This window comes from Klebsiella sp. 4_1_44FAA (assembly GCF_000238715.1).
Taxonomy (GTDB): domain Bacteria; phylum Pseudomonadota; class Gammaproteobacteria; order Enterobacterales; family Enterobacteriaceae; genus Klebsiella; species Klebsiella pneumoniae.
Genome location: NZ_JH414798.1, coordinates 27,314 through 53,911, shown reverse-complemented (window position 1 = coordinate 53,911; position 26,598 = coordinate 27,314). Strand labels below are relative to the sequence as shown.

Below are 26,598 nucleotides of genomic sequence, written 5' to 3'. Positions count from 1 at the left end.
ATCTCCTGTTTCTGCAGGGGGTAACGGTCGTTCTCACCGTTAGGATCTATGCGGGTGAGCGTATAATCCATCTTATTGCCTCGCTTTTACTGCATATGACGGTTAGTGGGACTGTCTGTTTCCGGGTTAACCAGCGTGCGACGGGAACGCGCAGGCGTCCAGTCCAGTGCGCCGATGCGAACGAGATAAACCAGACCAGCCAGTAGCACTAAAATGAAAATTGCGGCTTCCACAAAGCCGACCCAGCCGCTCTCGCGGATAGAGGTCGACCATGCGTAGAGATACAGGGCTTCCACGTCGAAGATAACGAAGAACATGGCAACCAGATAAAACTTCGCAGAAAGACGTAAGCGGGCCGAACCGACGGAGTCGATCCCCGATTCAAACGGCGTGTTTTTACTACGCGCGCGCGCGCGACCGCCAAGGTACCAGCCGCCGACGAGCATGAGGCAGCACAGGCCGATAGCGATGATGAGAAATATAGCGAATGCCCAATGATGAGCGATGACTTCAGTGGATGTTGACATACGCATTGCTTAACCAAAAAAGTGTAGCGCCAAAACCCTCTGCTCTTACTGGCAGATGAACGCCACAGCGTTTCACGGGAGGAATAAAAAATAACCGTGCAAAAAAGCGTCCCTGGTCGATGTGAGAAGCCCAGATGCCGTGGCTTTTTACCCCTTTCTTTAACCTTTTGTCAACTTTAACAAAAGTTTTCATAACATTAATTTACATTGGAATCTTTTCATTAACATTAAATGCCCTTTTCTGCGAAATAACCTTGCATACTGTTCGGTTTTAGTGTTGTTGAATCGTGTCCGTTTCCGTCGTAAATCAAAAATCCCTTCTATTTTGACAGGATTTAGCCTCGATTCCTCCCCCCAAAGAGGGGTATTTTCTTGATCTGCGACACGGTTTTGTTAATTACCCCAGGAAATCGGCAACAATCCATCCGGTTTTTTAACATTAGCAGGAAGTGTTGAAAGTGCAGGGAAAAGTCGACAAGCTGAGCGCCTTGTCACGCCAATACGCTGATTTTTCTGCAAAGAAATACAAAAAAAGATTCAAAACATCAATAAGAGTGCAAAAAAAAGAGCCGCCAGGCGGGAAACCAACTCCTGAGGCTCTTTTTGGGCACTTACATTCTGTTACCAGTTTTTGTGATCTTTGTTAGCAAGAATACCCTTACAAAACCAAGGTATTCCCTCCCTCTTCCGGAGTAAGTGCTGTGCCCGTTTCCCAGGGATGGATCTCCTGGCTCAGAGACTGAAAAATCGCCTGCGGCAGTTCGCTCACCGTCCGCGGATTGCAGCTGACGACGTACCGGGTGTCCGGCAACGCCGGTAACCCCTCACTGATGCCAGCCACGCGTAGATCCGGGCTCATCATTTCGACCGGGCGCGCCGTCACGCCCAGCCCGGCCTTCACCGCCGCTTTCACGCCCGATAGCGAGGAAGCTCCGTGGGCCAGATGCCAACTGACGCGAGCAGTTTCCAGCGCGGCGATAATATCCTGGCGGAATGGACTTGGCTCTTCGAGCAGGATCAGGGGGATAGATTCCCCCTTCGCCAGCACATATTCCGCTGCACAATACCAGAGAGTAGGTGATGTTCTCAGGGTAAAAGAGGTAAAGCCGGGAGGCTGATGGGTGGTCAACGCCAGATCGACCAGCCCCTCAGCCAGCATCTCCATGATGGCGGCATGGGGATGAACTTTGATCTCCAACGTCATTCTGGGATAGAAACAGCCGATGCGGTTTAACAAAAACGGCAGGATGGTGTCAGCCGTTTCTTCTGACGCACCGATGCTCAGAGCCCCCTGCAGGCTGCCATACATCAGCGACATACAGGCTTCATCGTTAAAACGGAGAATTTTGCGGGCATAGCCCAGCAGCTGGATCCCCTGCTCGGTCAGCAGCTTATTGCGGCCGTGGCGGGCGAAAAGCTCTTTGCCCACCAGCTGTTCCAGGCGTTGCATTTGCTGACTGACCGCGGACTGAGTACGACACACTGCGGCGGCGGCGGCGGCAAAAGTGTTCAAATCAGCGACCGCGACAAAGGTACGCAGCAGATCGAGATCGAGGTTGAGTATGGGACGTGTTGTATTAATCATCTTTCTTCACTTACAGGTGGCTAACGCTGACCTGCCTTGTTGATGCTTTACGCCAGGTTTCCGGCTATTCCCTGAGCCTCGTGCTCACCGTCTAACGGCGGATAAACAACTGGACGAACGTTATTACATGCCAAAGTACTCGTCTGGGCAAATGTGCAGAACTGCGGAGTAATATATTGTTCGTATTTCTCATTATTATTTATTACCACGACCAGCCAGGCGCCATACGTCGCCGCGGGAACCCGGTCAGTGATGCTGAGAAAATCGCTCTTCTGGCGTAACTTTCCGGCAGAAAAGGAACAATAAAATCCTGTAATAACAATATATTAAATCTCAATGCAACCGCAGTTCTTGGCGGTTAACACGGATATTAACGGTGATATTCTAACCTATCCCCCTCCTTTTTATAAGCCTTAATAAGGATTAACTGAGACAATTTTAAATTTTTTTCTAACATTTTATATTAATTAACAAACCTCAGATTATTACCCGCTAAAAATAATAATAATGTGGTCGCACGCTGTTTTTTATTAAAATTATTTAACATCAAAATTACAAGCCAATCGCGCTTGTATGCAGGATAGCGTTTTTTTAGCGACTCCCCCTTCTCCCTCCCCATATTACCGGGCAAACAAACGAGATAAATGATGGCAAAACCGCTACTAAATCTATATTTAAGACCAAAAAATCGACATAAAAAGGCATAAGCTACAGACCAAATCCGCAATCGGTAGATAAATCAATTGCACTTAAAATCCGGCGTTAGCAAAATCTTCTCCTGCAAAGCCTTCAAAACAGCGGGGAGGGGGAGTACATTGTTCCGTGCTGACTTCCACGGCAGGGAGTGGCGATAACAGCTAAAAGGTCAAGATTCATGTCCCCCATCGAAAAATCCAGCAAGTTAGAGAACGTCTGTTATGACATCCGCGGCCCGGTTCTGAAAGAAGCCAAACGTCTTGAAGAAGAAGGCAATAAGGTTCTGAAACTGAACATCGGCAACCCGGCGCCATTCGGCTTCGAGGCCCCTGACGAGATCCTCGTCGACGTCATCCGCAATTTGCCTACCGCCCAGGGTTACTGCGATTCGAAAGGATTGTACTCGGCGCGTAAAGCTATCATGCAGCATTACCAGGCCCGGGGTATGCGCGATGTCACGGTGGAAGACATCTATATCGGCAACGGCGTGTCCGAGCTGATTGTGCAGGCGATGCAGGCGCTGTTAAACAGCGGCGATGAGATGCTGGTTCCCGCCCCGGACTACCCGCTGTGGACGGCGGCGGTGTCGCTTTCCAGCGGCAAAGCGGTGCACTATCTGTGTGACGAATCCTCTGACTGGTTCCCGGATCTGGACGACATCCGCGCAAAAATCACACCGCGCACCCGCGGGATCGTGATCATTAACCCTAACAACCCCACCGGCGCGGTCTATTCCAAAGAATTGCTGCAGGAGATCGTGGAGATCGCTCGTCAGCATAATCTGATCATTTTCGCCGATGAAATTTACGACAAGATCCTCTACGACGAAGCCCAGCATCACTCTATTGCCGCCCTGGCGCCGGACCTGCTGACGGTGACCTTTAACGGATTGTCGAAAACCTACCGCGTTGCCGGCTTCCGTCAGGGCTGGATGGTGTTGAATGGCCCGAAAAAACACGCGAAGGGCTATATCGAAGGGCTGGAGATGCTGGCTTCAATGCGTCTTTGCGCCAACGTGCCGGCCCAGCATGCTATCCAGACGGCGCTGGGCGGCTATCAGAGCATCAGCGAATTCATCATCCCTGGCGGACGCCTGTATGAACAACGCAACCGCGCCTGGGAGCTTATCAACGATATTCCGGGCGTCTCCTGCGTGAAGCCAAAAGGCGCGCTGTATATGTTCCCGAAAATCGATGCCAAACGCTTCAATATTCATGACGACCAGAAAATGGTGCTCGACTTCCTGCTGCAGGAGAAAGTCCTGCTGGTGCAAGGCACCGCCTTTAACTGGCCGTGGCCGGATCACGTACGCATCGTGACCCTGCCGCGCGAAGACGACCTGGAGATGGCTATCTCCCGCTTTGGCCGCTTCCTCTCCGGCTACCATCAGCTTTAATCGCGCCGCCGCCGGCATTTGCATCCGGCGGCGATCCCTGCGCACAATGGAACCCGATGTTGTCACTGATTAAGGGTCCCTATGAGTCAGAGTCATTTCTTTGCCCACCTCTCCCGCCTGAAACTGATTAACCGCTGGCCGCTGATGCGCAACGTGCGCACCGAAAATGTCTCCGAACACAGCCTGCAGGTGGCGATGGTCGCCCACGCGCTGGCGGCGATTAAAAACCGCAAATTTGGCGGCCAGGTCAACGCCGAGCGTATCGCCCTGCTGGCGATGTACCATGACGCCTCGGAAGTACTAACTGGCGACCTCCCTACTCCGGTGAAATATTTCAATTCGCAGATTGCCCAGGAATATAAGGCGATTGAAAAAATTGCTCAGCAAAAGCTGGTGGATATGGTCCCTGACGAGCTGCGCGATATTTTCGAGCCGCTGATTGATGAGCATCACTACAGTGAGGAAGAGCAGTCGATCGTTAAACAGGCTGACGCCCTCTGCGCTTACCTGAAGTGCCTCGAAGAGCTGTCTGCAGGCAATAACGAATTTCTGCTGGCCAAAGGTCGGCTGGAAAAGACCCTGGCATCGCGGCGCAGCGCGGAGATGGATTACTTTATGCAGGTGTTCGTCCCAAGCTTCCAGCTGTCGCTGGACGAAATTAGCCAGGATTCGCCGCTGTAAGGTTCTGGCCGGGCAGCGGTTGTGCTCTACCCGGCCAGAATATCTTAAAACGGAAACAGTACCGGGATCAGCAGGACGCAGACCACCATCACCAGTATGGTAAAGGGCACGCCTATTTTGACAAAATCGCTAAATGAGTACTTGCCCGGGCCAAGCACCAGGGTGTTAACCGGCGAGGAGACCGGGGTCATAAACGCCGCCGAAGCCGCCATCGCCACCACCATGGCAAAAGGATAGGGTGAGACGCCCATTGACTTCGCCGCCGCTAAGGCAATAGGCGCCATCAGCACCGCCGTGGCGGTGTTTGAGATAAACAGCCCAATCGCCGCGCACATCACGAACAGGCAGCCGAGCATCAGATAAGGCCCCTCGCCTCCGGCGACATCCATCAGTCCCTTCACCACCAGATCCACCCCGCCGGTTTTTTGCAGCGCCAGGGCAAACGGCATCATCCCAACAATCAAAATAATGCTCGGCCAGTGGATCGCCTTGTAGGCGCTTTCGGCATTGATGCAGCGGAATTTGCCCATCAGCAGACAGGCGATAATCGCGGCAATCGGGTTGGGAATTTCATCGGTGAGCATCAGGGCTACCATCAGCACCAGGCAGAAAATCGCATGCGGAGCCTGGCTGTGGGCCGGCGAAGCGTCATCGACCTCAACCGGCATATTGAGTACCACGAAATCCCGGCCGCGCTTCGCCAGCAGGGCAATTTGCCGCCAGTTGCCGACCACCAGCAGGATATCGCCGAGCTGCAGCGGCTCATCGACCACCGAACCATCCATCGCTTTGCCATCGCGCTTCATGCCGACGATATTGAGACCAAACCGGGTGCGGAAGGCTATCTCACGCACCGTTTTGCCAATCATCTCTGAATCCGGGATCAGCGCCACCTCCGCCATCCCCACATCCAGCGCCTGATCGGCAAAATACTCGCCGCGCAATACCATCGGCTCAAGCATTTGCTCGCCGCAGAACTGGCGTAAATCGACATCGGAGGCGGACATATCGATCAGCAGGACGTCGCGGGCGCGAAATTCCGATACCCCGTTGACGTTGACAATTACCCGGCGGAACCGCCGCCAGCGTTCAACGCCGATCACGTTGGCGCAGTAGCGCTCACGCAGCTTTAAATCATCCAGCCGCTGACCGATCATCGGCGAACCCGGGCGGATGGCCAGCCGGCGAGCGCGGCCGGTGAGGTGATATTCGCGGATCAAATCGCGGAAGGTGCTTCTTTTTCGCCCATCGCGTGCGGAGTCGCCATTATCCGTCTTCAGCATAAAGCGCACCGCCAGCATATAGACGATGCCCAGGATCAGCACCACCAGGCCAATCGGCGTGACGCTGAAAAAGCTGAAGCCGTGCAGTCCCTCGCGCAGCAATTCACTGTTGACCACCAGGTTGGGCGGCGTCGCCACCAGGGTCATCATCCCGCTGATAAGCCCGGCGAAGCTCAGCGGCATCATCAGCCGCGATGGCGAGGTATTCATCCGCGCCGAGACGCTAAGTACCACCGGGATGAAAATGGCGACCACCCCGGTGGAGCTCATAAACGCGCCCAGACCGGCGACGGTGAGCATCAGGTAGATCAGCATTTTGGTTTCGCTGTTCCCCGCCACGCTCACCAGCCATGCCCCCATTTTGGTGGCGACTCCGGTGCGCACCAGGCCATCGCCGATAATAAACAGGGCGGCAATCAGGATCACGTTAGGATCGCTGAATCCGGAAAAAGCTTCATTTAACGTCAGCGTTCCGCTGAGGACAAAGGCGACAATGACCATCAGGGCGATAGCATCCATGCGCACCTTGCCGGTAGCAAACAGCACAACCGCGATGGCCAGGAGGGATAAAACCCAAATCAATTCACCGTTCACAACGTATCCTTGTCACAAGTGGGAGTCGACATAGTGGCATAAAAAAGCCCCGACGACGCGGGGCGAAATCATGGGTTTACGCTTTAAGACGCACATTTACCACGCCGTCAGTCTGGCGTTCAACCACCAGATCTTCCAGGCTGCTCAGCACGAGGTCGGCTTCATCCAGGCGAGGGGCATCGGCGGGCACGTTGACCGCGATAGTGCGACAGCCGGCCGCCAGTCCGGAGAGGAGCCCCGCCGGCGCATCTTCCACCACCGCGCACTCCCCGGCAGGCAGACCCAGCCGCTCGGCGCCCAGCAAATAGGCGTCCGGCGCCGGTTTGCCGTGTTTCACCTGCTCGGCGGTGACGAACACCTCAGGCATCGGCAGGCCCGCCGCGCGGTGACGCGCGTGGGCAACCGGAATCGAGCCGGAGGTGACAATCGCCCACGGGATCCCGGCCTCATTGAGCGTATTCAGCAGGGCTAATGCCCCCGGCAGCGCGACGATACCCTCAATATCAGTGGCTTCTATCTGCTCGAGGTAGCGAAATTCGGCCTGGATATCCTCCTCGCTGCGCCCCGGCATAAAATGGCGAATGGAGGTAATGGCCTGCTTGCCGTGAATAAAACTGAGAATTTCATCATGGTCAATGGCGAAACGATCCCCCCACTTGCACCATGAACGCTCCACCACCGGCAAGGAATCCACCAGCGTCCCGTCTAAATCGAACAGGAAACCTTTACACTGCACGGGCACCTCCCTCAGGCGTTGATAATTTGATTAATTTCATTACTGCTCAGATGATACTGGCGCGGGCAAGCGTGCCAGACGCTCAGCATCCGCTGATATTTCTCCCACATCGGAGTCTGCGAGTTAAAGCCATGGGTACCGGCGTCAAAATGGCTGTAGCGGCCTTCAACGTTGACCATAAAACGCACATAACCGAGATAACGCGCTTCGGTGGCGGCATCAAATCCGAGGAAGGTGACCCGGCGTTCATCGATACCCGCCGCGTCTTTCAGGTTGGTCCAGGAGACGTGCAGCGCGTGGTACATCTCCATGATATCAATAACGGTACGGCAGGTTTCTTCCGTCAGCTGGCCAAACTCGCGGTCCAGTTCACGCATCTGTAGCCCATACCCTCGCTCTATGATGGTTTGCAGACGACGGTAGCGTTCCGCATTATCCGGGTCGAGCATCGTCATCATTTTGTACTGATTGGATAAAATCAGACGCTGCGCATTGGTCATTTCCATGTTGTGACTCCTGTAGCACGGTAGGGCGTGAAATAAAGAAGGCGCATAAATCATGCGCCTTCTTTTATATGCGTTTTCCGTAGTGAATTACAAATCATCAAGGAAAGTTTTATCCAGTTGTTTGAAGGCGCGCTTAAGCGTGTCAGCCAGCGCCTGATAATCGGGCTTGCCTTCGACCGGTGCCAGCGCCTGCCCCGCCTCCTGCAGTTTACCGCGCACTTCATAGAACCAGTTAAGAATGGAGGGCGGCAGCGGCGTCACCGAACGCTTACCCAACCACCAGAGTCCCTGCATCGGCAGGCTCAGCGCAAACAGCGCGGTAGCGACGGCGGGGCCCAGCTGGCCGCCAAGAGCTATCTGCCAGCAGAGGGTAAAAATGGCGATTGGCGGCATGATGCGGATGGCATAGCGGGTGGCACGAATAATGCGGTTTTCAATAAACACCGGCGCGAGGCGCTTGTCGAGAGGCCAGGTCTTTGCGTAATGCTGCCCGCGGTTGAACAAGCTAAAGAAGCTAACGGGGCGTTTCTCAGGGGTCGACATGGCTTTACCTCAACTTTACATATAAAACTTAAAAAATTCGTGCAAAACACCAACTATGCATGACATCGTTCAAAAGATTTTGGCAAAGGATGCCGCAATCAGGTATCCTGTGCCCGCCTGAAAGGGCGGTTAGACTCTTTGCCAGGCTAGTCAAATTATCGCATATTCTGCCATTGGCTGAAAATTATGCAAAATGGCATAAAATCAAATGTACTTCTCTCATCGTGCCCGAAAACAGAACAAGGCATGATGTTAATCATAAATGTCGAGGTCATCCTGCGCTACGCTAATGACACACTGACGTTTTTTTAGCCACGTATCATAAAAAGGTACTTCCATGTCGAGTAAGTTAGTACTGGTTCTGAACTGCGGTAGCTCCTCTCTGAAATTTGCTATCCTTGACGCCGTGAACGGCGACGAATATCTGTCCGGTTTAGCGGAATGCTTCCACCTGCCGGAAGCCCGTATCAAATGGAAAATGGACGGCAGCAAACAAGAAGCCGAGTTAGGCGCGGGCGCCGCGCACAGTGAAGCGCTGAACTTTATCGTTAACACTATTCTGGCACAAAAACCAGAACTGTCTGCTCAGCTGACCGCAATCGGCCACCGTATCGTACACGGCGGTGAAAAATACACCAGCTCCGTGGTGATCGACGAGTCCGTAATTCAGGGTATTAAAGACGCCGCGTCTTTCGCACCGCTGCACAACCCGGCACACCTGATCGGCATCGCTGAAGCGCTGAAATCCTTCCCGCACCTGAAAGACAAAAACGTGGCTGTATTCGATACGGCGTTCCATCAGACCATGCCGGAAGAATCCTATCTCTACGCCCTGCCGTACAGCCTGTACAAAGAGCACGGCGTTCGTCGTTACGGCGCGCACGGCACCAGCCACTTCTACGTGACTCAGGAAGCCGCTAAGATCCTGAACAAGCCGGTGGAAGAGCTGAACATCATCACCTGCCACCTCGGCAACGGTGGTTCTGTTTCCGCTATCCGTAACGGTAAATGCGTTGACACCTCCATGGGTCTGACCCCGCTGGAAGGCCTGGTGATGGGTACTCGCTCCGGTGACATCGATCCGGCCATCATCTTCCATCTGCACGACACCCTGGGCATGAGCGTTGACGCGATCAACAAAATGCTGACCAAAGAGTCCGGCCTGCTGGGTCTGACCGAAGTCACCAGCGACTGCCGCTACGTGGAAGACAACTATCAGGAAAAAGCCGACGCTAAACGCGCAATGGACGTTTACTGCCACCGCCTGGCGAAATACATCGGTTCCTACACCGCGCTGATGGACGGCCGTCTTGACGCCGTTATTTTCACCGGTGGTATCGGTGAAAACGCCGCGATGGTGCGTGAGCTGTCGCTGGGCAAACTGGGCGTACTGGGCTTTGAAGTTGACCATGAGCGTAACCTTGCTGCCCGCTTCGGCAAGTCTGGCTTCATCAACAAAGAAGGCACCCGTCCTGCCGTGGTTATCCCGACCAACGAAGAGCTGGTCATCGCGCAAGACGCCAGCCGTCTGACCGCATAATTCCACATCGCCAGCCCTGACCCGCAATAATTCGAGCTGCAGGAAGGCGGCGACACAGCAAAACCCCGGCCGCGTACAGCGCGTACGCCACCGGGGTGAGCAAGTAGAGCCAACGCACGTGCAACTTGAAATATGACGGATAGCTGGCGGTGCTGTTTTGTATCCCGCCTGATACTGGCGGTAACGAAAGAGGATATACCGTGTCCCGTACTATCATGTTAATTCCTACCGGTACCAGCGTAGGTCTGACCAGCGTCAGCCTCGGTGTGATCCGCGCTATGGAACGCAAAGGCGTTCGTCTGAGCGTCTTTAAACCTATCGCCCAGCCGCGTTCCGGTGGCGATGCCCCAGACCAGACCACCACCATCGTTCGCGCCAGCTCCTCCACCACCACCGCCGCTGAACCGCTGAAGATGAGCCATGTTGAGTCTCTGCTCTCCAGCAATCAGAAAGATGTGCTGATGGAAGAGATCATTGCCAACTACCACGCGAATACTCAGGACGCGGAAGTGGTGCTGGTGGAAGGCCTGGTACCGACCCGTAAGCATCAGTTCGCCCAGGCGCTGAACTTTGAAATCGCCAAAACGCTGAACGCTGAAATCGTCTTCGTGATGTCTCAGGGCACCGACACGCCAGAACAGCTGAACGAGCGTATCGAACTGACCCGTAACAGCTTTGGCGGCGCCAAAAATACCAGCATCACCGGCGTTATCGTCAACAAACTGAATGCCCCTGTCGACGATCAGGGCCGTACCCGTCCTGACCTGTCGGAAATTTTCGACGACTCGTCGAAAGCAAAAATCGTGAAGATTGACCCGGCTCAGCTGCAGAAAGGCAGCACGCTGCCGGTGCTGGGCGCAGTGCCATGGAGCTTCGATCTGATCGCGACCCGCGCGATCGACATGGCGCACCATCTGAATGCGACCATCATCAACGAAGGCGATATCAATACCCGCCGCGTGAAATCCGTGACTTTCTGCGCGCGCAGCATCCCGCACATGCTGGAACACTTCCGCCCTGGTTCTCTGCTGGTTACCTCCGCAGACCGTCCTGACGTGCTGGTTGCGGCCTGCCTGGCGGCAATGAACGGCGTGGAAATCGGCGCCATTCTGCTGACCGGCGGCTATGAAATGGACGCGCGCATCAGCAAGCTGTGTGAACGCGCTTTCGCGACCGGCCTGCCGGTATTCATGGTCAACACCAACACCTGGCAGACCTCCCTGAGCCTGCAGAGCTTTAACCTCGAAGTACCGGTTGACGATCACGAGCGTATCGAGAAAGTTCAGGAATACGTGGCCAACTACATCAACGCCGACTGGATCGAATCGCTGACCGCGACCTCCGAGCGCAGCCGCCGTCTCTCTCCGCCAGCCTTCCGCTACCAGCTGACCGAGCTGGCGCGCAAAGCCGGCAAACGTGTCGTTCTGCCGGAAGGCGACGAACCGCGTACCGTGAAAGCGGCGGCGATTTGCGCCGAACGCGGGATCGCCACCTGCGTCCTGCTGGGTAACCCGGATGAGATCAACCGCGTAGCCGCGGCCCAGGGCGTTGAGCTTGGCGCCGGCATTGAAATCGTCGATCCGGAAGTGGTTCGCGAAAGCTATGTGGGTCGCCTGGTCGAACTGCGTAAGAACAAAGGCATGACCGAAGCGGTCGCGCGTGAGCAGCTGGAAGACAACGTGGTTCTCGGCACCCTGATGCTGGAACAGGACGAAGTCGACGGTCTGGTATCCGGCGCGGTTCACACCACTGCCAACACCATTCGTCCGCCGCTGCAGCTGATCAAAACCGCGCCGGGCAGCTCGCTGGTCTCCTCCGTGTTCTTCATGCTGCTGCCGGAACAGGTTTACGTTTACGGCGACTGCGCGATCAACCCGGACCCGACCGCCGAGCAGCTGGCGGAAATCGCTATTCAGTCCGCTGAATCCGCGATTGCCTTCGGCATCGAACCGCGCGTAGCGATGCTCTCCTACTCCACCGGTACCTCCGGCGCGGGTAGCGATGTCGAGAAAGTCCGCGAAGCGACCCGTCTGGCGCAGGAAAAACGTCCTGACCTGATGATCGACGGCCCGCTGCAGTATGACGCCGCGGTGATGGCTGACGTAGCGAAGTCCAAAGCGCCGAACTCACCGGTAGCTGGCCGCGCGACCGTGTTCATCTTCCCGGATCTGAACACCGGTAACACCACGTACAAAGCGGTACAGCGCTCTGCCGACCTGATCTCCATCGGGCCGATGCTGCAGGGTATGCGCAAGCCGGTCAACGACCTGTCCCGTGGCGCGCTGGTAGACGATATCGTCTATACCATCGCACTGACCGCGATCCAATCGGCTCAGCAGCAGAAGTAATCTGCCGCTGTGGTCAAAGCAAAAGGCAGCCGAATGGCTGCCTTTTTGTCGTCAGGAGGCGAGCGACGATTGCTGCCGCGCGTTTGCGATCTTTATTCGCGCTCGCTCTCTTCCGCATCATCATACTCATTACCGGCGTTGCGGGTCATCCACAGCGCCAGCGCTTTCAGGGAGTCCGGCGTGAACTCATCGCAGCGGGCGGTGATCTCTTCCGGCGTTAACCAGCACACCTCGCTGACCTCTTCTTCCTGCAGGGCGAACGGCCCGTGGGAGACGCAGCTGAACAGACTTCCCCAGACGCGGCAGAATTTGTCTTCGTAATAAAACTGGCCGTGATCGGCAAACGGCACCCCGGCGATGCCTAACTCCTCTTCCGCCTCGCGACGGGCCGATTCCAGCAGCTGCTCATCAGCCTGCACGACGCCGCCAGCGGTGGCATCCAGCATGCCCGGATGAAAGTCTTTTGTCTCGGTGCGTCGCTGCACCAGAATTTTCCCCATTCCGTCATGAACGACGATATAGGTCGCCCGGTGGCGCAGGCACTGCGCGCGCATTTGCTCGCGGCTGGACTGTGCTATCACCTCATTGTTTTCATTAACAATATCGACCCATTCTGTGCTTGCCAAATGATTCTGTTCCGCCATCAGGAAACCTTACTTTAAATGCGCTCTCGCGGCGCGTCTTTATGATTGAGGGCTAAATTACGGGTAAATTGCAACCTCTGCAATAACCTGATTATCATTGAGTGCTAAAACCTGCAGCCGCCCCTGATCCAGCAGCCCATAGCTGGCGGAATATCCCCCTTTCGGGATACTCACTGAGCCGGGATTAAAGAGGTAAATTGCGCCGCGTTTTTCCGCGACCGGTATATGAGTATGGCCATATGCCAGGACATCGCCAGCGGCCAGCGGCGGCAGATTATCCGGACTATAGAGATGCCCGTGGGTCAGAAACAGGCGATAGCGTTCGCTAAGCACCTGCTGCCAGGGCGCGGTCATTGGAAAACGAAGCAGCATCTGATCCACTTCGCTGTCGCAGTTGCCGCGAACGGCAACAATGCGTTCCGCCACGCTGTTCAACCGCTCCGCCACCTCACCCGGCGCATACCCCTCAGGCAGCGCGTTGCGCGGACCGTGATTGAGCACATCGCCGAGTATGATCAGCCACCTGGCGCCGCTTTGCGCGAACCGTTCAAGCACGCGTTCCGTGGCGGGCAGCGAACCATGAATATCGGAGGCAAACATCAGCTTCATAGGTTCCATCTCCACTGGTTACGATGCCTCTATGATAGCGGAAGCGCGGCGGGTTATCAGCCTCAGCGTTTGGCGGAAAGCGCCACGTAACGCTGGATTGAGGCCCGCTGCCACTGGAAAGACGCATAATCAGCCAGCGCCTCCGGTACCTTATCGCCATTGAGAACCAGGCGATTGAGCATCAGCGCCAGGTCTGCGTCGGCAATAGACCATTCGCCAAATAAATTTTGCCCGCCGTGGGCCAGTAGCATGGTGGCGGTGGCAAACAGCTTTTCCGCAGATTGCCTGCCGGCCTCGCTGAGGTCCGGCATTTTCGCCCCGCCAAACACCACGGCGGTGGATCGCTCTTCACGAATTGGCATCAGATCGCTGCGCAGCCAGGCCTGGATCTGTCGGGCGCGGGCTCGTTTTTGCAGATCATGCGGGTAGATGCGCTCCCACTCCGGCGGCGCAAAACGCTCATCCAGATACTCGGTAATCGCCGAAGACTCACTTAGCGCGAAATCATCAACCTCCAGCAGCGGTACGCGACGGGTGGCGGCATAGCCTGTCCAGCCCGCCTGCAGATGTTCGCCGCGGTTCAGATCGACGGTTTTAAGGGTAAAAGGCAGGCTTTTTTCCTGCAGAGCGACATAGACAGACATCACGTACGGTGAGAAAAAATCGGCATCGGACCACAGGGTAATGACAGGCTGGCTCATAGCTTCCTCAAGGGTGGTAGACAGGACAATAAGCCAACATAGCCTGTCTTACAGGCGATGTCACTGCTCTAACGCGGACGACTCGTCGCCTGGCTGCCGGGTCGCTTGCGGAATTTCTCCCGAGTGGCGCAGCTTCACCTATACTCGAACAGTTTGCGACCCACGACGGCGGGAAATATTATGATCGATCTTTACTATGCACCCACCCCAAACGGCCACAAAATCACCCTGTTCCTCGAAGAGGCGGAGCTAGCCTATCGGCTAATTCGGGTCGATATCGGCAAAGGGGAACAATTTCATCCGCAGTTTCTGGCGATTTCGCCGAATAATAAAGTTCCGGCTATCGTCGACCACATGCCTGCTGACGGCGGGGCGCCATTGAGCGTTTTCGAGTCCGGCGCCATCCTGCTCTATCTGGCGGAAAAAAGCGGTAAGCTGTTGAGCGGCGAGCTGCGGGAACGCTACGTCACGCTGCAGTGGCTGTTCTGGCAGGTCGGCGGGCTGGGGCCGATGCTGGGGCAAAATCAACATTTTTCCCACTCCGCGCCGCAAACCGTGCCCTACGCTATTGAACGTTTTCAGGTGGAAACCCAACGACTGTATGGGGTGCTAAATCAGCGTCTGGGATGCAGCCCGTGGCTTGGCGGCGACCACTACAGTATCGCCGACATCGCCGCCTGGCCCTGGGTGAACTGCCATGTCCGACAGCGTATCGATCTGGCGAACTATCCGGCGGTGCACAACTGGTATGAGCGCATTAAGCAGCGGCCGGCAACGGCGGAAGCGATGTTAAAAATTCAGCTTTATTAACCCCCTGCTCGCCCGTCGCGCTTTGTTGTATGATTGCAGGACTTACACCACGGAGGAAGCCTGCAATGTCTCAACCAGACGCCATTATTCGTATTAAGAACCTGCGCCTGCGGACTTTTATTGGTATTAAAGAGGAAGAGATCGCCAACCGCCAGGACGTGGTAGTGAATGTAGCCATTCACTACCCTGCCGATAAAGCGCGCGACAGCGAGGACATCAATGATGCGCTGAACTATCGCACCATTACCAAGCGCATAATCAGCCATCTTGAGAATGGCCGTTTTTCGCTGCTGGAAAAATTAACTCAGGATGTGCTGAATATCGCATGCGAACATCACTGGGTCACATATGCTGAAGTGGAGATTGATAAACTTCATGCGCTGCGCTATGCCGACTCGGTGTCCATGACCATGAGCTGGCGTCGCTAACCATGTCAGGGAGGTGGTATGAAGATCCTGCTTACTGGTGGTACCGGCCTGATTGGCCGACATCTGATACCCAGATTGCTGGAGCTCGGGCATAGCGTCACGGTCTCCACGCGACATCCGGATACCGCCCGCGCCCGTCTCGATCCGCGCGTCACCCTGTGGCGCGATTTCGAGGGCCATCACCACCTCAATGATATTGATGCCGTCATCAATCTGGCGGGTGAACCCATCGCTGATAAACGCTGGACGGCCGAGCAGAAACAACGCTTGTGCCATAGCCGCTGGGATCTCACGCAGCGGCTGGTGGGCCTGATCCACGCCAGCGACACCCCTCCCTCCGTGCTGATCAGCGGGTCTGCCATCGGCTACTATGGCGACCTCGGCGAGGTGGTGGTGACCGAAGAAGAGCCACCGCACAATGAGTTTACCCATAAGCTGTGCGCCCGCTGGGAACAAATTGCCTGCGAAGCGCAAAGCGAGCGCACCCGCGTTTGCCTGCTGCGCACCGGCGTGGTACTGGCTCCGCGGGGCGGTATTCTCGGCAAAATGACACCCGCCTTTAAGCTCGGCCTCGGCGGGCCTATCGGCAACGGCAGACAGTACCTGGCCTGGATCCATATCGACGATATGGTTAACGGCATTCTGTGGCTGCTGGATAACGATCTGCGCGGTCCGTTCAATATGGTTTCTCCCTACCCGGTGCATAACGAGCAGTTCGCCCATGCGCTGGGTCATGCGCTCCATCGACCGGCGATTTTCCGCGTTCCCGCCGCCGCTATCCGCCTGTTGATGGGGGAATCCGCCGTCCTGGTGCTCGGCGGCCAGCGCGCGCTGCCAAAGCGTCTGGAGGCCGCCGGCTTTGCCTTCCGCTGGTACGATCTGGACGAAGCGCTAAAGGATGTGCTGAGTTAATGGCTGACACAGGGGAGCATTGGCTCCCCTGATTCCGTTCTGCTGGCTCATGCTCCACGCCTGGATGGCCTCACCCTGGCGCTGCAGCATCGCCATATTCAGGACAACCAGCGCCCTTAATCGCCTGAATTCACCGCCAGCCGGCCGGTTCGCCGGTGTTACCTGGCAAAGCAAAGTGCTAAGGTAGGCTTTTCTTTCTGCGTATTGACTGCTTTATGACGACCATCACCACACCACGCCTTTCGCTTACCCACTTTGTTACCGATGACTGGCCCTTTTTTCTGCGCCTGCGCCAGGATCCGCAGGTGATGCGTTTTATGGGGGAGGTGTTAAGCGAGGAGGCGCTGCGCAGCGTCTTCGTCAGTCGCTGTGCCGATCCCGGGGTGTTTGTATTGCGCGATAAATTCGGCGAGGCGCTGGGCGATATTGGGCTCCGCATCAGCCCGAAAAATCCGCACGAAGCTGACGTCGGCTACGCGCTGCTGCCTCAGGCTCAGGGAAAAGGCTATGCCAGCGAAGCGCTGCGGGCGGTCTGCGAGTATGGTTTCACCACCCTGGGGGTGCAGGCCATCAATGCCTGGGTGCTGGGTGAAAACCGTGGCTCATCGCGCCTGCTGGAGAAGCAAGGCTTTGTGCGCACCCAGGTGCTGGAGAAAGCCTATCATCTGAACGGCGTCGATTACGATGACTGGATCTATCGGCTGGAGCGGGAAGCTCATCCGGCGTCCGCAGACGCCGGATGAGCCGATTATTTCAGCGAACCTTTCAGAAACTGCTGCAGGCGCGGGCTTTTCGGCGCGCCAAACAGCGCATCCGGATGCCCTTCTTCTTCAATTTTACCCTGATGCAGAAAAATGACATGTGAAGAGACGTGGCGGGCAAAGCCCATTTCATGGGTCACCACCACCATGGTTTTTCCCTCTTCCGCCAGCTGCTGCATAATGCGTAACACTTCGCCCACCAGTTCCGGATCCAGCGCGGAGGTCGGCTCATCAAACAGCAGCACTTCCGGTTCCATCGCCAGCGCGCGGGCAATAGAGACACGCTGCTGCTGGCCACCGGAAAGATGCACCGGATACTTCGCCTGCTGACGTTCGTCTATCCCGACCTTGGCCAGATATTTTACCGCCCGTTCGCGCGCTTCCTGTTTGCTTAAGCCCAGCACCTGAATCGGCGCCTCCATGACGTTCTCCAGCACCGTCATATGGCTCCACAGATTGAAATGCTGAAACACCATGGTCAACCGGGTGCGCAGCAGGCGCAACTGGTTCTTGTCGGCCACCTTCAGCTGGCCGTCTTTATCCCGTACCAGACCAATATTTTGGCCGCTGACGACGATCGTGCCTTCGCTCGGTTTTTCAAGGAAGTTAATACAGCGCAAAAAGGTACTTTTTCCGGAACCCGATGAACCGATGATGCTGATAACGTCCCCGGCTTTCGCCTGCAGCGAGACGCCCTTCAGCACCTCGTGTTCCCCATAGCGTTTATGCAGATCGATAACGTTTAATTTATTGTCGGACATGGCGTTCTCAATGCGTCGAAGAAGGTTTGATATGCTGCAACCAGCGCTTTTCCGCTTTACGGAACAAGCTAATCAGCACATACGAGATAATTAAATAAAGCACCGCGGCGATGCCAAACGCGGTGAACGGCTGATAGGTGGCCGAGTTGATATCGCGGGCGATTTTCAGCAGATCCGGTACCGTAGCGGTAAACGCCAGCGCGGTGGAGTGCAGCATGAGGATCACTTCGTTACTATAGGCCGGTAGCGCAATCCGCAGCGCGGAAGGCAGAATAATGCAGCGATACAGTTTGACTGACGAGAAGCCGTAGGCCCGCGCTGCTTCAATTTCTCCGGCGGGTACTGAGCGGATCGCGCCGGCGAAAATTTCAGTGGTATAGGCGCAAGTATTCAGGGTTAACGCCAGTACCGTGCAGTTTAGCCCGCTGCGGAAAAAAGCGTTCAACAGCTCCGTGCCTTTGACGATTTCCAGGGTATACATGCCGGAGTAAAAAACCAGCAGTTGCACATACAGCGGCGTGCCGCGAAATATGTAAGTGAACAGCCAGATGGGGAACTGGATAAACTTATTGCTCGAGACGCGGCCGATGGCCAGAAACACCGCCAGGATGCCCCCCATTACCACTGAAGAGATCAGCAACCATAAGGTAATCGCCACGCCGGTAAAGCGATAGCCGTCGGTCCACAGTAGTGATTTCCAGTACTCCTGAATAATTTCAATCACAGGTCAGCCCTCTTCACGCCAACGGTATAGCGGCGTTCGAGCAGCAGCAGTACGCCATTAGAAACGGTGGTAAACACCAGATAAATCAGGCCGCAGACGATGGCGAAGTAGAACGGCTGCCAGGTGCTTTTCCCGGCCAGCTGCGTGGCTTTGACCACATCCTCCAGCCCCAGCAACGAGACCAGCGCCGTCGCTTTGAGGATAACCTGCCAGTTGTTGCCTATCCCCGGCAGCGCGTAGCGCATCATCGCCGGGAAGAGAACACGCCGGAACGTCTGCCCGCCGCTAAAGCCAAAGGCGGTAGCCGCTTCGATATGCCCCTTCGGCACCGCCAGGTAGGCGCCGCGGAAGGTTTCCGTAAAATAGGCGCCATAGATAAAGCCAAGGGTAATAATCCCGGCGATCATCGGATCGATATCAAACTGGGCCATACCCAGCGCGTCGGTAACGCTGTTTAGCGCAATCTGCAGGCCGTAGAAAATCAGCAGCATCAGCACCAGATCGGGCACGCCGCGGATAAGAGTGGTATAGCCTTCAAATACCAGCGCCAGTGGACGGTTGCTCGATAACTTTGCGCCAGCGCCCGCCAGCCCAATCAGGACGGCGAGAACGACCGAGCTGAGCGCAAGCTCCAGGGTGACGAGCGCACCCTGCAAAATAACCTGTGAAAACCCATACAGCATGCTGCCTACCCTGTCTGTCATTCACCATTGCGCGCGAAACGCACGCAATGGCGAGGCGTGAGAATTATTCGCCGTATACGTTAAAATCGAAATATTTTTTCGCCAGCTTGTCGTAGGTGCCGTCCTTACGCATCTCTGCAAACGCCTTATTCAGCGCTTCACGCAGTTCGTTGTCTTCCTTACGCAGCCCCATACCGGTGCCAACACCAAACAGTTTCTCGTCTTTGATTGACGGGCCGCCAAACTGGTAATCTTTACCAATAGGCTGTTTCAGGAACCCTTCGCTGGCCGCGACCTCATCCTGGAACGCGGCGTCGATCCGGCCGGCGGTCAGGTCGGAATAGATATTGTCCTGCCCCTGATAGGAGACAATTTCGATACCTTTCGGCGCCCAGTGCTCATTGCCATAGGTTTCCTGAGTCGTCCCCTGCAGCACGCCCACGCGCTTACCCTTGAGGGTGGCGAGATCCGGCGTTACCGGGCTGCCCTTTTTCACCACCAGACGCGAATCTGCCGCATACAGCTTGTCAGTGAAGGCAATTTCCTGCTGGCGCTTTTCAGTAATCGACAGCGAAGACATAATCGCGTCGATTTTCTTCGCTTTTAAGGAGGGGATCAGCGCATCCAGCGGGTTTTCAACAAAGGTACATTGCGTATTAATACGCTTACACAGCTCTTTTGCCAGATCGATATCAAAACCGACCAATTCTCCCTGCGCATTCTTCGATTCGAAGGGAGCATAAGTCGGATCGGTACCGATACGAATTTTTTGCGGGATGGCGGCAAAGACCGTGGAAACGCTGGAAAGGGCCAGCGCTAAAGAGAGAGACAACGCCAGTTTTTTCATAACTATCCTCGACAGACTGTCATTCTAACGGGTTTATTAGAACTATTTACGCCAGTTATCGTGCCATTATTCGCCCCTTAAGGGCAAAGATTTATGCACCAGAAAGGCCGATTTTTTGCATCAGAAACGCTTAACTATGCATTTTTTAGCCAAAAAACTGGCTGCTTTTGCACTGAAATGATCCACAGCGCGTTTAGATGCACCCTTTTGGGGCATGGATACGAACCTGGCGGCAGGCCCACCCCATTGTGCGGGCCTGCAGCAGTCTTAGTCGCCGTACACGTTAAAATCGAAGTATTTCTTCGCCATTTTGTCGTAGGTGCCGTCTTTACGCATTTCGCCCAGCGCTTTATCAAACGCGGCTTTCAGCTCGGCGTCTTCCTTACGCAGGCCGATACCGGTGCCGTCGCCAAAGTACTTTTTGTCTTTAACGGACGGGCCGGCGAAGGCGAAATCTTTCCCGGCAGGCTGTTTCAGGAAGCCTTCGCTGGCGGCGACTTCATCCTGCAGCGCCGCATCCAGACGGCCAGCTGCGAGGTCTGAATAGATCAGATCCTGGTTCTGGTAAGCCACCACGTCAACGCCCTGGCTGCGCCAGCGGTCGTTAGCATAGGCTTCCTGAGTAGAACCCTGCAGCACGCCGACGTGCTTGCCTTTCAGCGCCTCCAGCGTCGGCTGGATCGGCGACCCTTTGGCGGCGATCAGACGCGAGTCAGCGGCATATAGCTTGTCAGAGAAGGCGATCTCTTGCTGGCGCTTCTCGGTAATAGAGAGGGAAGAGATGATGGCGTCAATCTTCTTCGCCTTCAGGGAGGGGATCAGGGAGTCAAAATCACTGCCGACCCAGGTACATTTCACCTTAATTCGGGAGCACAACTCATTGCCTAAATCGATATCAAAGCCAACAAAGTCCCCTTTCGCGTCTTTCGACGAAAATGGCGCATAGGTCGCGTCAGTGCCAATGCGAATGCTCTGCGGCAGAGCAGCAAACACGCTGGCCGTGCTGCTCATTCCCACGAGTAAAGAGAGAGCCAGAATCGTCTTCTTCATACAGTACCCTTAAGTGTCGTGATGTGGTGCGTTGCTTGTTATGGTGATTGCCGATCAATCCTGCAGTTTTTGTGCCATCTTCCCGGTGCGTGCCGGGAACAGGGTTAAATTTGTTAAAATAAAGTTGCAGGATTGTCTTAAAAGGGAAGATACCAGCATTACTGGCGAAACCGCAGCGCCTGAGCGCAAAAAGACGAAATAAATGTCGAGGATTTGATCGCGGCAACAAATTTGCACCACCGCAGCGCAAGCGTACATTTCATGCACCACTATAGTGCGACACTAGGCCCCCTGCCAGCGGGTAAACAAGTCGTGCTCCAGACTAATATCAAATTGATCGAGTACCCGATTGACGGTCTGGTTGATGACATCGTCCAGGCTTTGTGGCCGGTGGTAAAAAGCCGGTACCGGCGGCATTATCACCGCCCCCAGCTCTGCAGCCTGAACCAGCAGACGCAGATGGCCCAAATGGAACGGCGTTTCCCGCACGCAGAGCACCAGCGGACGACGCTCTTTCAGCACGACATCCGCCGCCCGGGTCAGCAGGCCATCCGTATAGCTATGGACAATGCCCGAGAGCGTCTTCATTGAGCAGGGTAAAATCACCATCCCGGCGGTTTTAAACGAACCGGAAGAGATACTGGCGGCGATATCGCGGGCGTCATGCACCACATCGGCTAGCGCCTGCACCTCACGTACGGAGTAGTCGGTCTCCATGGCCAACGTCTGGCGCGCCGCCTGGCTGAGGATGAGATGAGTTTCAATATCCGGCACATCTCTTAGCACCTGCAGCATCCGCACGCCGTAAATGGCGCCGCTGGCGCCGGAAATGCCAATAATCAGTCGTTTCACGTTCTGTTACCCCTTGCGCGTGTGCCGCAGACTTTGCCGGATTATAGCCTCTGGCGCAACTATTGACGCACAGTTGAGGGGCGAAAAAAAGCCCGCCGTCCTTTCGGTACGGCAGGCCCGCGACGCGTGAACGGCTTAACCCTCGTTGTGCATCTCGAGGTTTTCGACTTCGTTCTGCAGCTGGACCGCTTTGGCATCATCGTTACGCAGGGAGTCAAGATAGTCGAGGTACTGCTGGTCGACATCCCGGGTCACATATACGCCGTTGAACACCGAGCATTCAAACTGCTGAATATCCGGGTTCTCCGCGCGCACCGCGTCGATCAGATCGTTGAGATCCTGGAAAATCAGGCCGTCGGCGCCAATGATCTGGCGGATCTCATCCACTTCGCGGCCATGGGCGATCAGTTCGTTGGCGGTCGGCATATCGATACCGTACACGTTCGGGAAACGAATTTCCGGCGCAGCGGAGGCGAGATACACTTTTTTCGCCCCTGCTTCACGCGCCATCTCAATGATCTGCTCCGAGGTGGTGCCGCGTACAATGGAATCATCGACCAGCAGCACGTTCTTATCGCGGAATTCCGCACGGTTGGCGTTGAGCTTACGGCGAACAGATTTACGACGCAGCTGCTGACCGGGCATGATAAACGTCCGGCCGACGTAGCGGTTCTTCACGAAGCCCTGACGATAAGGTTTGTCGAGAATGCGGGCGATTTCCAGCGCGATGTCGCAGGAAGTCTCCGGGATCGGAATAACGACGTCAATATCCAGATCTTCCCACTCGCGGGCAATCTTTTCGCCCAGCTTAGTCCCCATGTTGACGCGGGCGCTGTAGACGGAAATTTTGTCAATAAACGAGTCCGGACGGGCAAAATAGACGTACTCGAACAGGCACGGGTTGCTGACCGGATTATCGGCACACTGACGGGTATAGAGCTGGCCCTTCTCGGTAATATAGACCGCTTCGCCCGGCGCCACATCGCGCAGGAATTCAAAACCAAGCGTATCAAGGGCCACGCTCTCCGAGGCCACCATATACTCGGTGCGACCGTCGCCAACGTCACGTTTACCCAGCACCAGCGGACGAATGCCGTTAGGGTCGCGGAAGGCCACCATGCCATGCCCGATGATCATCGCCACGCACGCGTACGCGCCGCGGATCAGGCGGTTGGTCGCCGCAATCGCCGCGAAGATGTTGTCCGCTTCCAGCGGGTAGTGACGGAAGTTATCCAGCTCACTGGCGAAAATATTGAGGAGGATTTCGGAATCAGAGGTGGTATTGATATGGCGGCGTTTTTCTTCAAACAGCTTTTTACGCAGCTCGTGCGCATTGGTCAGGTTGCCGTTATGCGCCAATGTGATGCCATACGGCGAGTTAACGTAAAACGGCTGCGCCTCGGAGGCGCTGGAGCTGCCCGCCGTAGGATAACGCACGTGGCCAATACCCATATTGCCCTGCATACGCTGCATGTGGCGGGCCTCGAATACGTCGCTTACCAGCCCGTTAGCCTTACGCAACCGGAAGCAGTTGTTGGCATCAATGGTGATGATGCCAGCGGCATCCTGTCCACGGTGCTGGAGCACCGTTAGCGCATCATAAATCGACTGGTTAACCGGCATAACACCGGCGATACCGACAATACCGCACATACGTCTTTTCCTCGTTCAGCAACGACCCAAAGTCTATACTTTAGGCAAGAAACTTGACGAGCTTTGCAGGTATTCAAAAAACCATCTGATGACGGGGGTAAAATAGGGAATAAACTGCGACTGATGCCAGTCATCGCTCTTCGCCATCCCGGTAAAGGTGTCCAGGAAGAACAGGATAGCGGCGATGATCAGCACCCCACGTAGCGCGCCGAAGCAGATCCCCAATACCCTGTCGGTTCCTGACAAACCGGTCTTCTCCACCAGTTGGCCTATCACATAGTTCACGATAGCGCCAACGATGAGCGTCACGATAAACAGCGCCGCAATAGCAATCCCATTTCGAACCCGTTCATCCTCAAAGCCCGTAAACCAGACAGACAGGTCAGCGTAGTAATGGCTGGCGACATAAAACGCGCAACCCCACGTGACTAACGATAAAGCTTCGCGAACAAAGCCGCGGATCAGGCTGACCAGGCAAGAAAGACCCAGCACCGCCATAATGGCGTAATCAATCCAGACCATATACGTCCCACGATTTACGCCCTGTCGTCCAGTTCGGGGCGCATTCTAACAGAAAAAGAAAACGTTTGCGTAGGGATTTCCATGCCCTACAGAAATAAAAATGGCGCTGAAAAAACATTCAACGCCAGACTGCCTTTCGCCTCTTCAGGGCGGCTGAGACAGGGTTTGCGGGGCGTTTCTCCCCGCCACGTTCTCTCCGCATGGCGGAAAAAACAATCAGTTCGGGGTGAAGCCCATCACCACCCCGCTAAGCCCGGAGATCTGCTGCAGATCGCCCAGCTGGCCTTTCAGCTTGTCTTTTGACGCATCCGGGCCGACGAGGATGCGGGTAATTTTACCCTGTACCGGCGTCGAAGGCGACGTATAGACTTTGAAACCCGAGGCCCGCAGTTTACCGACAATCTCATTCACCTTATCGGCGTTCTTCAACGCGCCCAGCTGAACCACATAGGCTTTGCCGGTCGGCGCCGGCAGGGCCGCCTGCTGCTGCAGTGGCTGTTGCTGCTGTGGCTTAGCCGGCGGCGGCGTTGGCGTCGCGGCCTGCTGTTGCGGCTGCGGTTTCGGCTGCGGCTTGGGCTGCGGTTTCGCGGCCACCACCGGCTCCTGAACGTCATCGAAGCTGTTGCTGTTCACCGGAATACGCGATGGATCTAACGATGGCGCGGCGGCATCGCCCGCCCGCACCTCTTCCGCCGCCCCTTCCGGCGGTTGCGAAGGCAACGCCTGGGTTGCCGCCGGCAACATATCCGGTTCATCGCGATCGCCCGGTTTCGGTACCAGCGGGATCGCGGCAAACTCATCCTGGTAATGCTTTTTCTGCCCGTCCAGCAGCCCTGGCAGGATAATCACCCCCAACGCCACCAGCACGATTGTCCCGACTAAACGGTTCTGAAACTTACTCGCCACCGATTCTCCCCGCGTCTATCTCTTCCATAACCTGCGCTACGGTGTGAAACGAACCACACACCAGCACGGTATCTTCCACTTTAGCGTCAGCCATGGCCGCACGCCACGCCTGCGCCACGCTGCTATAGACTGTACCGCAGCGCAAATGTTCCACCAGCTGCTCTGCCGTCGCGCCGCGCGGGCCTTCCAGCGGCGCGCAGTACCAGGCATCGACTTCCGGAGCCAGATTGGCCAACGTGCCGGCGATGTCCTTATCATGCAGCATACCAATAACCGCCAGCACGCGTCCCGTTTTCGCTAACGTTTTGAGACGCCCGGCGAGATAGGCCGCCGCGTGCGGGTTGTGCGCCACATCGAGGATCACTCGCGGGGCGTCGCTGATTATCTGAAAGCGTCCCGGGAGCATCGCATCGCGGATCCCTGCGCGCAGGATAGCGTCATCCACGGCAAGTCCGCTGGCGCGCAGCGCCGCCACGGCCGTCGCCGCATTCGGCAACGGCACCTGAGGCAGAGGCAGGTGGCTTAACGCCCCTGCCGTATCGCGGAAGGACCACGTTTCGCCCTCCACCTCATAGCGCCAGTCGACGCCGCGGCGCTGGAGCAGCGCGCCCTTCTCGCTAGCCACTTCCGCGATGGTGAGCGGCATATCCGGCTCCCCCACCACCGCCGGTTTACCGGCGCGAAAGATGCCCGCTTTTTCCCGGCCGATACTTTCGCGATCCGGCCCCAGCCAGTCGGTATGATCGAGGGCGATGCTGGTGACCACCGCGACGTCGGCATCAACGATGTTGGTGGCGTCGAGACGCCCGCCGAGCCCGACCTCAAGGATCACCACATCCAGTTGCGCCTGCTTAAACAGCCACAGCGCCGAGAGCGTGCCGTATTCAAAATAGGTCAGCGAGATGTCACCCCGCGCCGCTTCGATTTCAGCAAACGAAGCCGTATGCGCCGCCTCCGGCAGTTCAGCCCCCTGAATGCGCACGCGTTCGGTGTAGCGCACCAGATGCGGAGAGCTGTAGACCCCCACTTTATAACCGGCCGCCATCAGGATGGTTTCCAGCGTGCGGCAGGTGGTGCCTTTGCCATTGGTGCCCGCGACGGTAAAAACGAACGGCGCCGGTTTAACGATATCCATCTGCCCGGCGACCTCGCTGACGCGCGCTAGCCCAAGGTCGATGGTTTTACTGTGCAGATGTTCCAGATAAGAAAGCCACGTAGCCAGGGGCGACGTGGCCTGAGGAATAGGATCTTTTTCCATGATGCCCGTAAGAATTGACGGTTAACGCGTATGAATAAAAAA

29 protein-coding genes and 1 pseudogene are annotated in these 26,598 nt (G+C 56.0%); 9 read left to right on the top strand and 21 right to left on the bottom strand.

Annotated elements, in window-relative coordinates; all coding sequences use genetic code 11:
* From HMPREF1024_RS30325 to HMPREF1024_RS25080, 3 genes and pseudogenes are all read right to left on the bottom strand, one after another.
* Positions 1-71 (bottom strand): annotated as a pseudogene (locus tag HMPREF1024_RS30325) (NADH-quinone oxidoreductase subunit B); the annotation flags it as partial.
* A gap of 15 nt (positions 72-86) precedes the next feature.
* On the bottom strand, positions 87-533 hold the full coding sequence (gene nuoA, locus HMPREF1024_RS25075; RefSeq protein ID WP_002913181.1) for an NADH-quinone oxidoreductase subunit NuoA: 447 nt from the start codon (positions 531-533) through the stop codon (positions 87-89).
* Positions 534-1,185: 652 nt separating this feature from the next.
* A complete protein-coding gene (locus HMPREF1024_RS25080; RefSeq protein ID WP_002913183.1) occupies positions 1,186-2,112 on the bottom strand; it encodes a LysR family transcriptional regulator in 927 nt (308 codons plus the stop codon).
* Positions 2,113-2,986: 874 nt separating this feature from the next.
* Here HMPREF1024_RS25080 and alaA point away from each other — a divergent pair.
* Both alaA and yfbR read left to right on the top strand, forming a co-directional pair.
* Positions 2,987-4,204, top strand: a complete 1,218-nt coding sequence (alaA, locus tag HMPREF1024_RS25085) for an alanine transaminase AlaA (protein ID WP_002913185.1) — start codon at positions 2,987-2,989, stop codon at positions 4,202-4,204.
* Positions 4,205-4,285: 81 nt separating this feature from the next.
* Positions 4,286-4,885: a 5'-deoxynucleotidase gene (yfbR, locus tag HMPREF1024_RS25090; protein WP_002913188.1), complete on the top strand. Its 600-nt coding sequence runs from the start codon at positions 4,286-4,288 to the stop codon at positions 4,883-4,885.
* A gap of 44 nt (positions 4,886-4,929) precedes the next feature.
* Here yfbR and HMPREF1024_RS25095 read toward each other — a convergent pair whose 3' ends face one another.
* The 4 genes from HMPREF1024_RS25095 to yfbV all read right to left on the bottom strand — a co-directional run bounded on the left by HMPREF1024_RS25095 (position 4,930) and on the right by yfbV (position 8,547).
* A complete protein-coding gene (locus HMPREF1024_RS25095) occupies positions 4,930-6,762 on the bottom strand; it encodes an SLC13 family permease (RefSeq protein ID WP_004180741.1) in 1,833 nt (610 codons plus the stop codon).
* Between the two features lie 76 nt (positions 6,763-6,838).
* Positions 6,839-7,498 (bottom strand): sugar phosphatase, encoded by a 660-nt coding sequence (locus HMPREF1024_RS25100; protein ID WP_004174996.1) that lies wholly within the window; start codon positions 7,496-7,498, stop codon positions 6,839-6,841.
* An 11-nt stretch (positions 7,499-7,509) separates the two neighbouring features.
* Complete coding sequence (locus HMPREF1024_RS25105) at positions 7,510-8,004, bottom strand: YfbU family protein (RefSeq protein WP_002913193.1); 495 nt, start codon at positions 8,002-8,004, stop codon at positions 7,510-7,512.
* 87 nt (positions 8,005-8,091) lie between these two features.
* Positions 8,092-8,547, bottom strand: coding sequence for a terminus macrodomain insulation protein YfbV (yfbV, locus tag HMPREF1024_RS25110; protein ID WP_002913194.1), 456 nt, complete (start codon positions 8,545-8,547; stop codon positions 8,092-8,094).
* A gap of 337 nt (positions 8,548-8,884) precedes the next feature.
* Between yfbV and ackA the strand changes: the two genes are divergently transcribed.
* Together ackA and pta are read left to right on the top strand one after the other, a co-directional pair.
* Complete coding sequence (gene ackA / locus HMPREF1024_RS25115; RefSeq protein ID WP_002913195.1) at positions 8,885-10,087, top strand: acetate kinase; 1,203 nt, start codon at positions 8,885-8,887, stop codon at positions 10,085-10,087.
* Positions 10,088-10,287: 200 nt separating this feature from the next.
* On the top strand, positions 10,288-12,435 hold the full coding sequence (gene pta / locus HMPREF1024_RS25120; protein ID WP_002913196.1) for a phosphate acetyltransferase: 2,148 nt from the start codon (positions 10,288-10,290) through the stop codon (positions 12,433-12,435).
* Between the two features lie 92 nt (positions 12,436-12,527).
* Here pta and yfcD read toward each other — a convergent pair whose 3' ends face one another.
* The 3 genes from yfcD to yfcF all read right to left on the bottom strand — a co-directional run bounded on the left by yfcD (position 12,528) and on the right by yfcF (position 14,389).
* Positions 12,528-13,079: an NUDIX hydrolase YfcD gene (yfcD, locus tag HMPREF1024_RS25125; RefSeq protein ID WP_002913197.1), complete on the bottom strand. Its 552-nt coding sequence runs from the start codon at positions 13,077-13,079 to the stop codon at positions 12,528-12,530.
* Between the two features lie 57 nt (positions 13,080-13,136).
* Positions 13,137-13,688: a phosphodiesterase gene (gene yfcE, locus HMPREF1024_RS25130; protein WP_004174991.1), complete on the bottom strand. Its 552-nt coding sequence runs from the start codon at positions 13,686-13,688 to the stop codon at positions 13,137-13,139.
* A gap of 62 nt (positions 13,689-13,750) precedes the next feature.
* On the bottom strand, positions 13,751-14,389 hold the full coding sequence (yfcF, locus tag HMPREF1024_RS25135; protein WP_009307378.1) for a glutathione transferase: 639 nt from the start codon (positions 14,387-14,389) through the stop codon (positions 13,751-13,753).
* A gap of 180 nt (positions 14,390-14,569) precedes the next feature.
* On the opposite strand from yfcF, the gene yfcG reads away from it, so the two are divergent.
* The 3 genes from yfcG (at position 14,570) to HMPREF1024_RS25150 (ending at position 16,539) form a co-directional block, all read left to right on the top strand.
* Positions 14,570-15,199 (top strand): GSH-dependent disulfide bond oxidoreductase, encoded by a 630-nt coding sequence (gene yfcG, locus HMPREF1024_RS25140; RefSeq protein WP_004174988.1) that lies wholly within the window; start codon positions 14,570-14,572, stop codon positions 15,197-15,199.
* A gap of 65 nt (positions 15,200-15,264) precedes the next feature.
* Positions 15,265-15,627 (top strand): dihydroneopterin triphosphate 2'-epimerase, encoded by a 363-nt coding sequence (folX, locus tag HMPREF1024_RS25145; protein WP_002913200.1) that lies wholly within the window; start codon positions 15,265-15,267, stop codon positions 15,625-15,627.
* Between the two features lie 18 nt (positions 15,628-15,645).
* A complete protein-coding gene (locus tag HMPREF1024_RS25150) occupies positions 15,646-16,539 on the top strand; it encodes a TIGR01777 family oxidoreductase (RefSeq protein WP_002913203.1) in 894 nt (297 codons plus the stop codon).
* Here the strand turns inward: HMPREF1024_RS25150 and HMPREF1024_RS31000 are convergent.
* Positions 16,519-16,635: a hypothetical protein gene (locus HMPREF1024_RS31000; protein WP_004217247.1), complete on the bottom strand. Its 117-nt coding sequence runs from the start codon at positions 16,633-16,635 to the stop codon at positions 16,519-16,521. The two genes, HMPREF1024_RS25150 and HMPREF1024_RS31000, sit on opposite strands and share 21 nt — an antisense overlap.
* 119 nt (positions 16,636-16,754) lie before the next feature.
* On the opposite strand from HMPREF1024_RS31000, the gene HMPREF1024_RS25155 reads away from it, so the two are divergent.
* The gene (locus tag HMPREF1024_RS25155; RefSeq protein WP_009307377.1) at positions 16,755-17,282 is read left to right on the top strand and encodes a GNAT family N-acetyltransferase; all 528 of its coding nucleotides are present in this window, start codon (positions 16,755-16,757) and stop codon (positions 17,280-17,282) included.
* Positions 17,283-17,287: 5 nt separating this feature from the next.
* Here HMPREF1024_RS25155 and hisP read toward each other — a convergent pair whose 3' ends face one another.
* The 5 genes from hisP to argT form a co-directional block, all read right to left on the bottom strand.
* Positions 17,288-18,061: a histidine ABC transporter ATP-binding protein HisP gene (gene hisP, locus HMPREF1024_RS25160; protein ID WP_002913206.1), complete on the bottom strand. Its 774-nt coding sequence runs from the start codon at positions 18,059-18,061 to the stop codon at positions 17,288-17,290.
* 7 nt (positions 18,062-18,068) lie between these two features.
* Positions 18,069-18,785: a histidine ABC transporter permease HisM gene (hisM, locus tag HMPREF1024_RS25165; protein ID WP_002913207.1), complete on the bottom strand. Its 717-nt coding sequence runs from the start codon at positions 18,783-18,785 to the stop codon at positions 18,069-18,071.
* The gene (locus HMPREF1024_RS25170) at positions 18,782-19,468 is read right to left on the bottom strand and encodes a histidine ABC transporter permease HisQ (RefSeq protein ID WP_009307376.1); all 687 of its coding nucleotides are present in this window, start codon (positions 19,466-19,468) and stop codon (positions 18,782-18,784) included. The genes hisM and HMPREF1024_RS25170 overlap by 4 nt, the downstream gene beginning before the upstream one ends.
* A gap of 64 nt (positions 19,469-19,532) precedes the next feature.
* Positions 19,533-20,315 (bottom strand): histidine ABC transporter substrate-binding protein HisJ, encoded by a 783-nt coding sequence (gene hisJ, locus HMPREF1024_RS25175; protein ID WP_002913209.1) that lies wholly within the window; start codon positions 20,313-20,315, stop codon positions 19,533-19,535.
* 267 nt (positions 20,316-20,582) lie between these two features.
* On the bottom strand, positions 20,583-21,365 hold the full coding sequence (gene argT, locus HMPREF1024_RS25180; RefSeq protein WP_004140951.1) for a lysine/arginine/ornithine ABC transporter substrate-binding protein ArgT: 783 nt from the start codon (positions 21,363-21,365) through the stop codon (positions 20,583-20,585).
* 40 nt (positions 21,366-21,405) lie between these two features.
* Between argT and HMPREF1024_RS30995 the strand changes: the two genes are divergently transcribed.
* Positions 21,406-21,567 carry a hypothetical protein gene (locus tag HMPREF1024_RS30995; RefSeq protein WP_004140952.1) on the top strand — a complete coding sequence of 54 codons (162 nt, stop codon included), beginning with the start codon at positions 21,406-21,408 and terminating at the stop codon, positions 21,565-21,567.
* A gap of 80 nt (positions 21,568-21,647) precedes the next feature.
* Here the strand turns inward: HMPREF1024_RS30995 and HMPREF1024_RS25185 are convergent, their stop codons facing one another.
* From HMPREF1024_RS25185 to folC, 5 genes are all read right to left on the bottom strand, one after another.
* Positions 21,648-22,217, bottom strand: coding sequence for a UbiX family flavin prenyltransferase (locus HMPREF1024_RS25185; RefSeq protein WP_002913212.1), 570 nt, complete (start codon positions 22,215-22,217; stop codon positions 21,648-21,650).
* A 135-nt stretch (positions 22,218-22,352) separates the two neighbouring features.
* Positions 22,353-23,870 carry an amidophosphoribosyltransferase gene (gene purF, locus HMPREF1024_RS25190; protein WP_002913213.1) on the bottom strand — a complete coding sequence of 506 codons (1,518 nt, stop codon included), beginning with the start codon at positions 23,868-23,870 and terminating at the stop codon, positions 22,353-22,355.
* A gap of 33 nt (positions 23,871-23,903) precedes the next feature.
* A complete protein-coding gene (gene cvpA / locus HMPREF1024_RS25195; protein WP_002913214.1) occupies positions 23,904-24,392 on the bottom strand; it encodes a colicin V production protein in 489 nt (162 codons plus the stop codon).
* A gap of 216 nt (positions 24,393-24,608) precedes the next feature.
* A complete protein-coding gene (gene dedD / locus HMPREF1024_RS25200) occupies positions 24,609-25,298 on the bottom strand; it encodes a cell division protein DedD (protein ID WP_004184999.1) in 690 nt (229 codons plus the stop codon).
* Complete coding sequence (folC, locus tag HMPREF1024_RS25205) at positions 25,288-26,556, bottom strand: bifunctional tetrahydrofolate synthase/dihydrofolate synthase (protein ID WP_002913219.1); 1,269 nt, start codon at positions 26,554-26,556, stop codon at positions 25,288-25,290. Before folC ends, dedD begins: the two co-directional genes overlap by 11 nt.
* Between the last annotated feature and the right edge of the window lie 42 nt (positions 26,557-26,598).

What these genes read in the sequence shown, in the direction of transcription:
- HMPREF1024_RS25170 (WP_009307376.1), bottom strand. Translation starts at nt 19,468, where the DNA reads ATGCTGTATGGGTTTTCACAGGTTATTTTGCAGGGTGCGCTCGTCACC.
- folC (WP_002913219.1), bottom strand. Translation starts at nt 26,556, where the DNA reads ATGGAAAAAGATCCTATTCCTCAGGCCACGTCGCCCCTGGCTACGTGG.
- HMPREF1024_RS25155 (WP_009307377.1), top strand. Translation starts at nt 16,755, where the DNA reads ATGACGACCATCACCACACCACGCCTTTCGCTTACCCACTTTGTTACC.
- HMPREF1024_RS25150 (WP_002913203.1), top strand. Translation starts at nt 15,646, where the DNA reads ATGAAGATCCTGCTTACTGGTGGTACCGGCCTGATTGGCCGACATCTG.
- cvpA (WP_002913214.1), bottom strand. Translation starts at nt 24,392, where the DNA reads ATGGTCTGGATTGATTACGCCATTATGGCGGTGCTGGGTCTTTCTTGC.
- yfcD (WP_002913197.1), bottom strand. Translation starts at nt 13,079, where the DNA reads ATGGCGGAACAGAATCATTTGGCAAGCACAGAATGGGTCGATATTGTT.
- yfcG (WP_004174988.1), top strand. Translation starts at nt 14,570, where the DNA reads ATGATCGATCTTTACTATGCACCCACCCCAAACGGCCACAAAATCACC.
- nuoA (WP_002913181.1), bottom strand. Translation starts at nt 533, where the DNA reads ATGCGTATGTCAACATCCACTGAAGTCATCGCTCATCATTGGGCATTC.
- folX (WP_002913200.1), top strand. Translation starts at nt 15,265, where the DNA reads ATGTCTCAACCAGACGCCATTATTCGTATTAAGAACCTGCGCCTGCGG.
- purF (WP_002913213.1), bottom strand. Translation starts at nt 23,870, where the DNA reads ATGTGCGGTATTGTCGGTATCGCCGGTGTTATGCCGGTTAACCAGTCG.
- yfcF (WP_009307378.1), bottom strand. Translation starts at nt 14,389, where the DNA reads ATGAGCCAGCCTGTCATTACCCTGTGGTCCGATGCCGATTTTTTCTCA.
- ackA (WP_002913195.1), top strand. Translation starts at nt 8,885, where the DNA reads ATGTCGAGTAAGTTAGTACTGGTTCTGAACTGCGGTAGCTCCTCTCTG.
- HMPREF1024_RS25080 (WP_002913183.1), bottom strand. Translation starts at nt 2,112, where the DNA reads ATGATTAATACAACACGTCCCATACTCAACCTCGATCTCGATCTGCTG.
- argT (WP_004140951.1), bottom strand. Translation starts at nt 21,365, where the DNA reads ATGAAGAAGACGATTCTGGCTCTCTCTTTACTCGTGGGAATGAGCAGC.
- yfbV (WP_002913194.1), bottom strand. Translation starts at nt 8,547, where the DNA reads ATGTCGACCCCTGAGAAACGCCCCGTTAGCTTCTTTAGCTTGTTCAAC.
- HMPREF1024_RS31000 (WP_004217247.1), bottom strand. Translation starts at nt 16,635, where the DNA reads ATGGCGATGCTGCAGCGCCAGGGTGAGGCCATCCAGGCGTGGAGCATG.
- hisP (WP_002913206.1), bottom strand. Translation starts at nt 18,061, where the DNA reads ATGTCCGACAATAAATTAAACGTTATCGATCTGCATAAACGCTATGGG.
- HMPREF1024_RS25105 (WP_002913193.1), bottom strand. Translation starts at nt 8,004, where the DNA reads ATGGAAATGACCAATGCGCAGCGTCTGATTTTATCCAATCAGTACAAA.
- yfcE (WP_004174991.1), bottom strand. Translation starts at nt 13,688, where the DNA reads ATGAAGCTGATGTTTGCCTCCGATATTCATGGTTCGCTGCCCGCCACG.
- yfbR (WP_002913188.1), top strand. Translation starts at nt 4,286, where the DNA reads ATGAGTCAGAGTCATTTCTTTGCCCACCTCTCCCGCCTGAAACTGATT.
- HMPREF1024_RS30995 (WP_004140952.1), top strand. Translation starts at nt 21,406, where the DNA reads ATGGTGATTGCCGATCAATCCTGCAGTTTTTGTGCCATCTTCCCGGTG.
- alaA (WP_002913185.1), top strand. Translation starts at nt 2,987, where the DNA reads ATGTCCCCCATCGAAAAATCCAGCAAGTTAGAGAACGTCTGTTATGAC.
- hisJ (WP_002913209.1), bottom strand. Translation starts at nt 20,315, where the DNA reads ATGAAAAAACTGGCGTTGTCTCTCTCTTTAGCGCTGGCCCTTTCCAGC.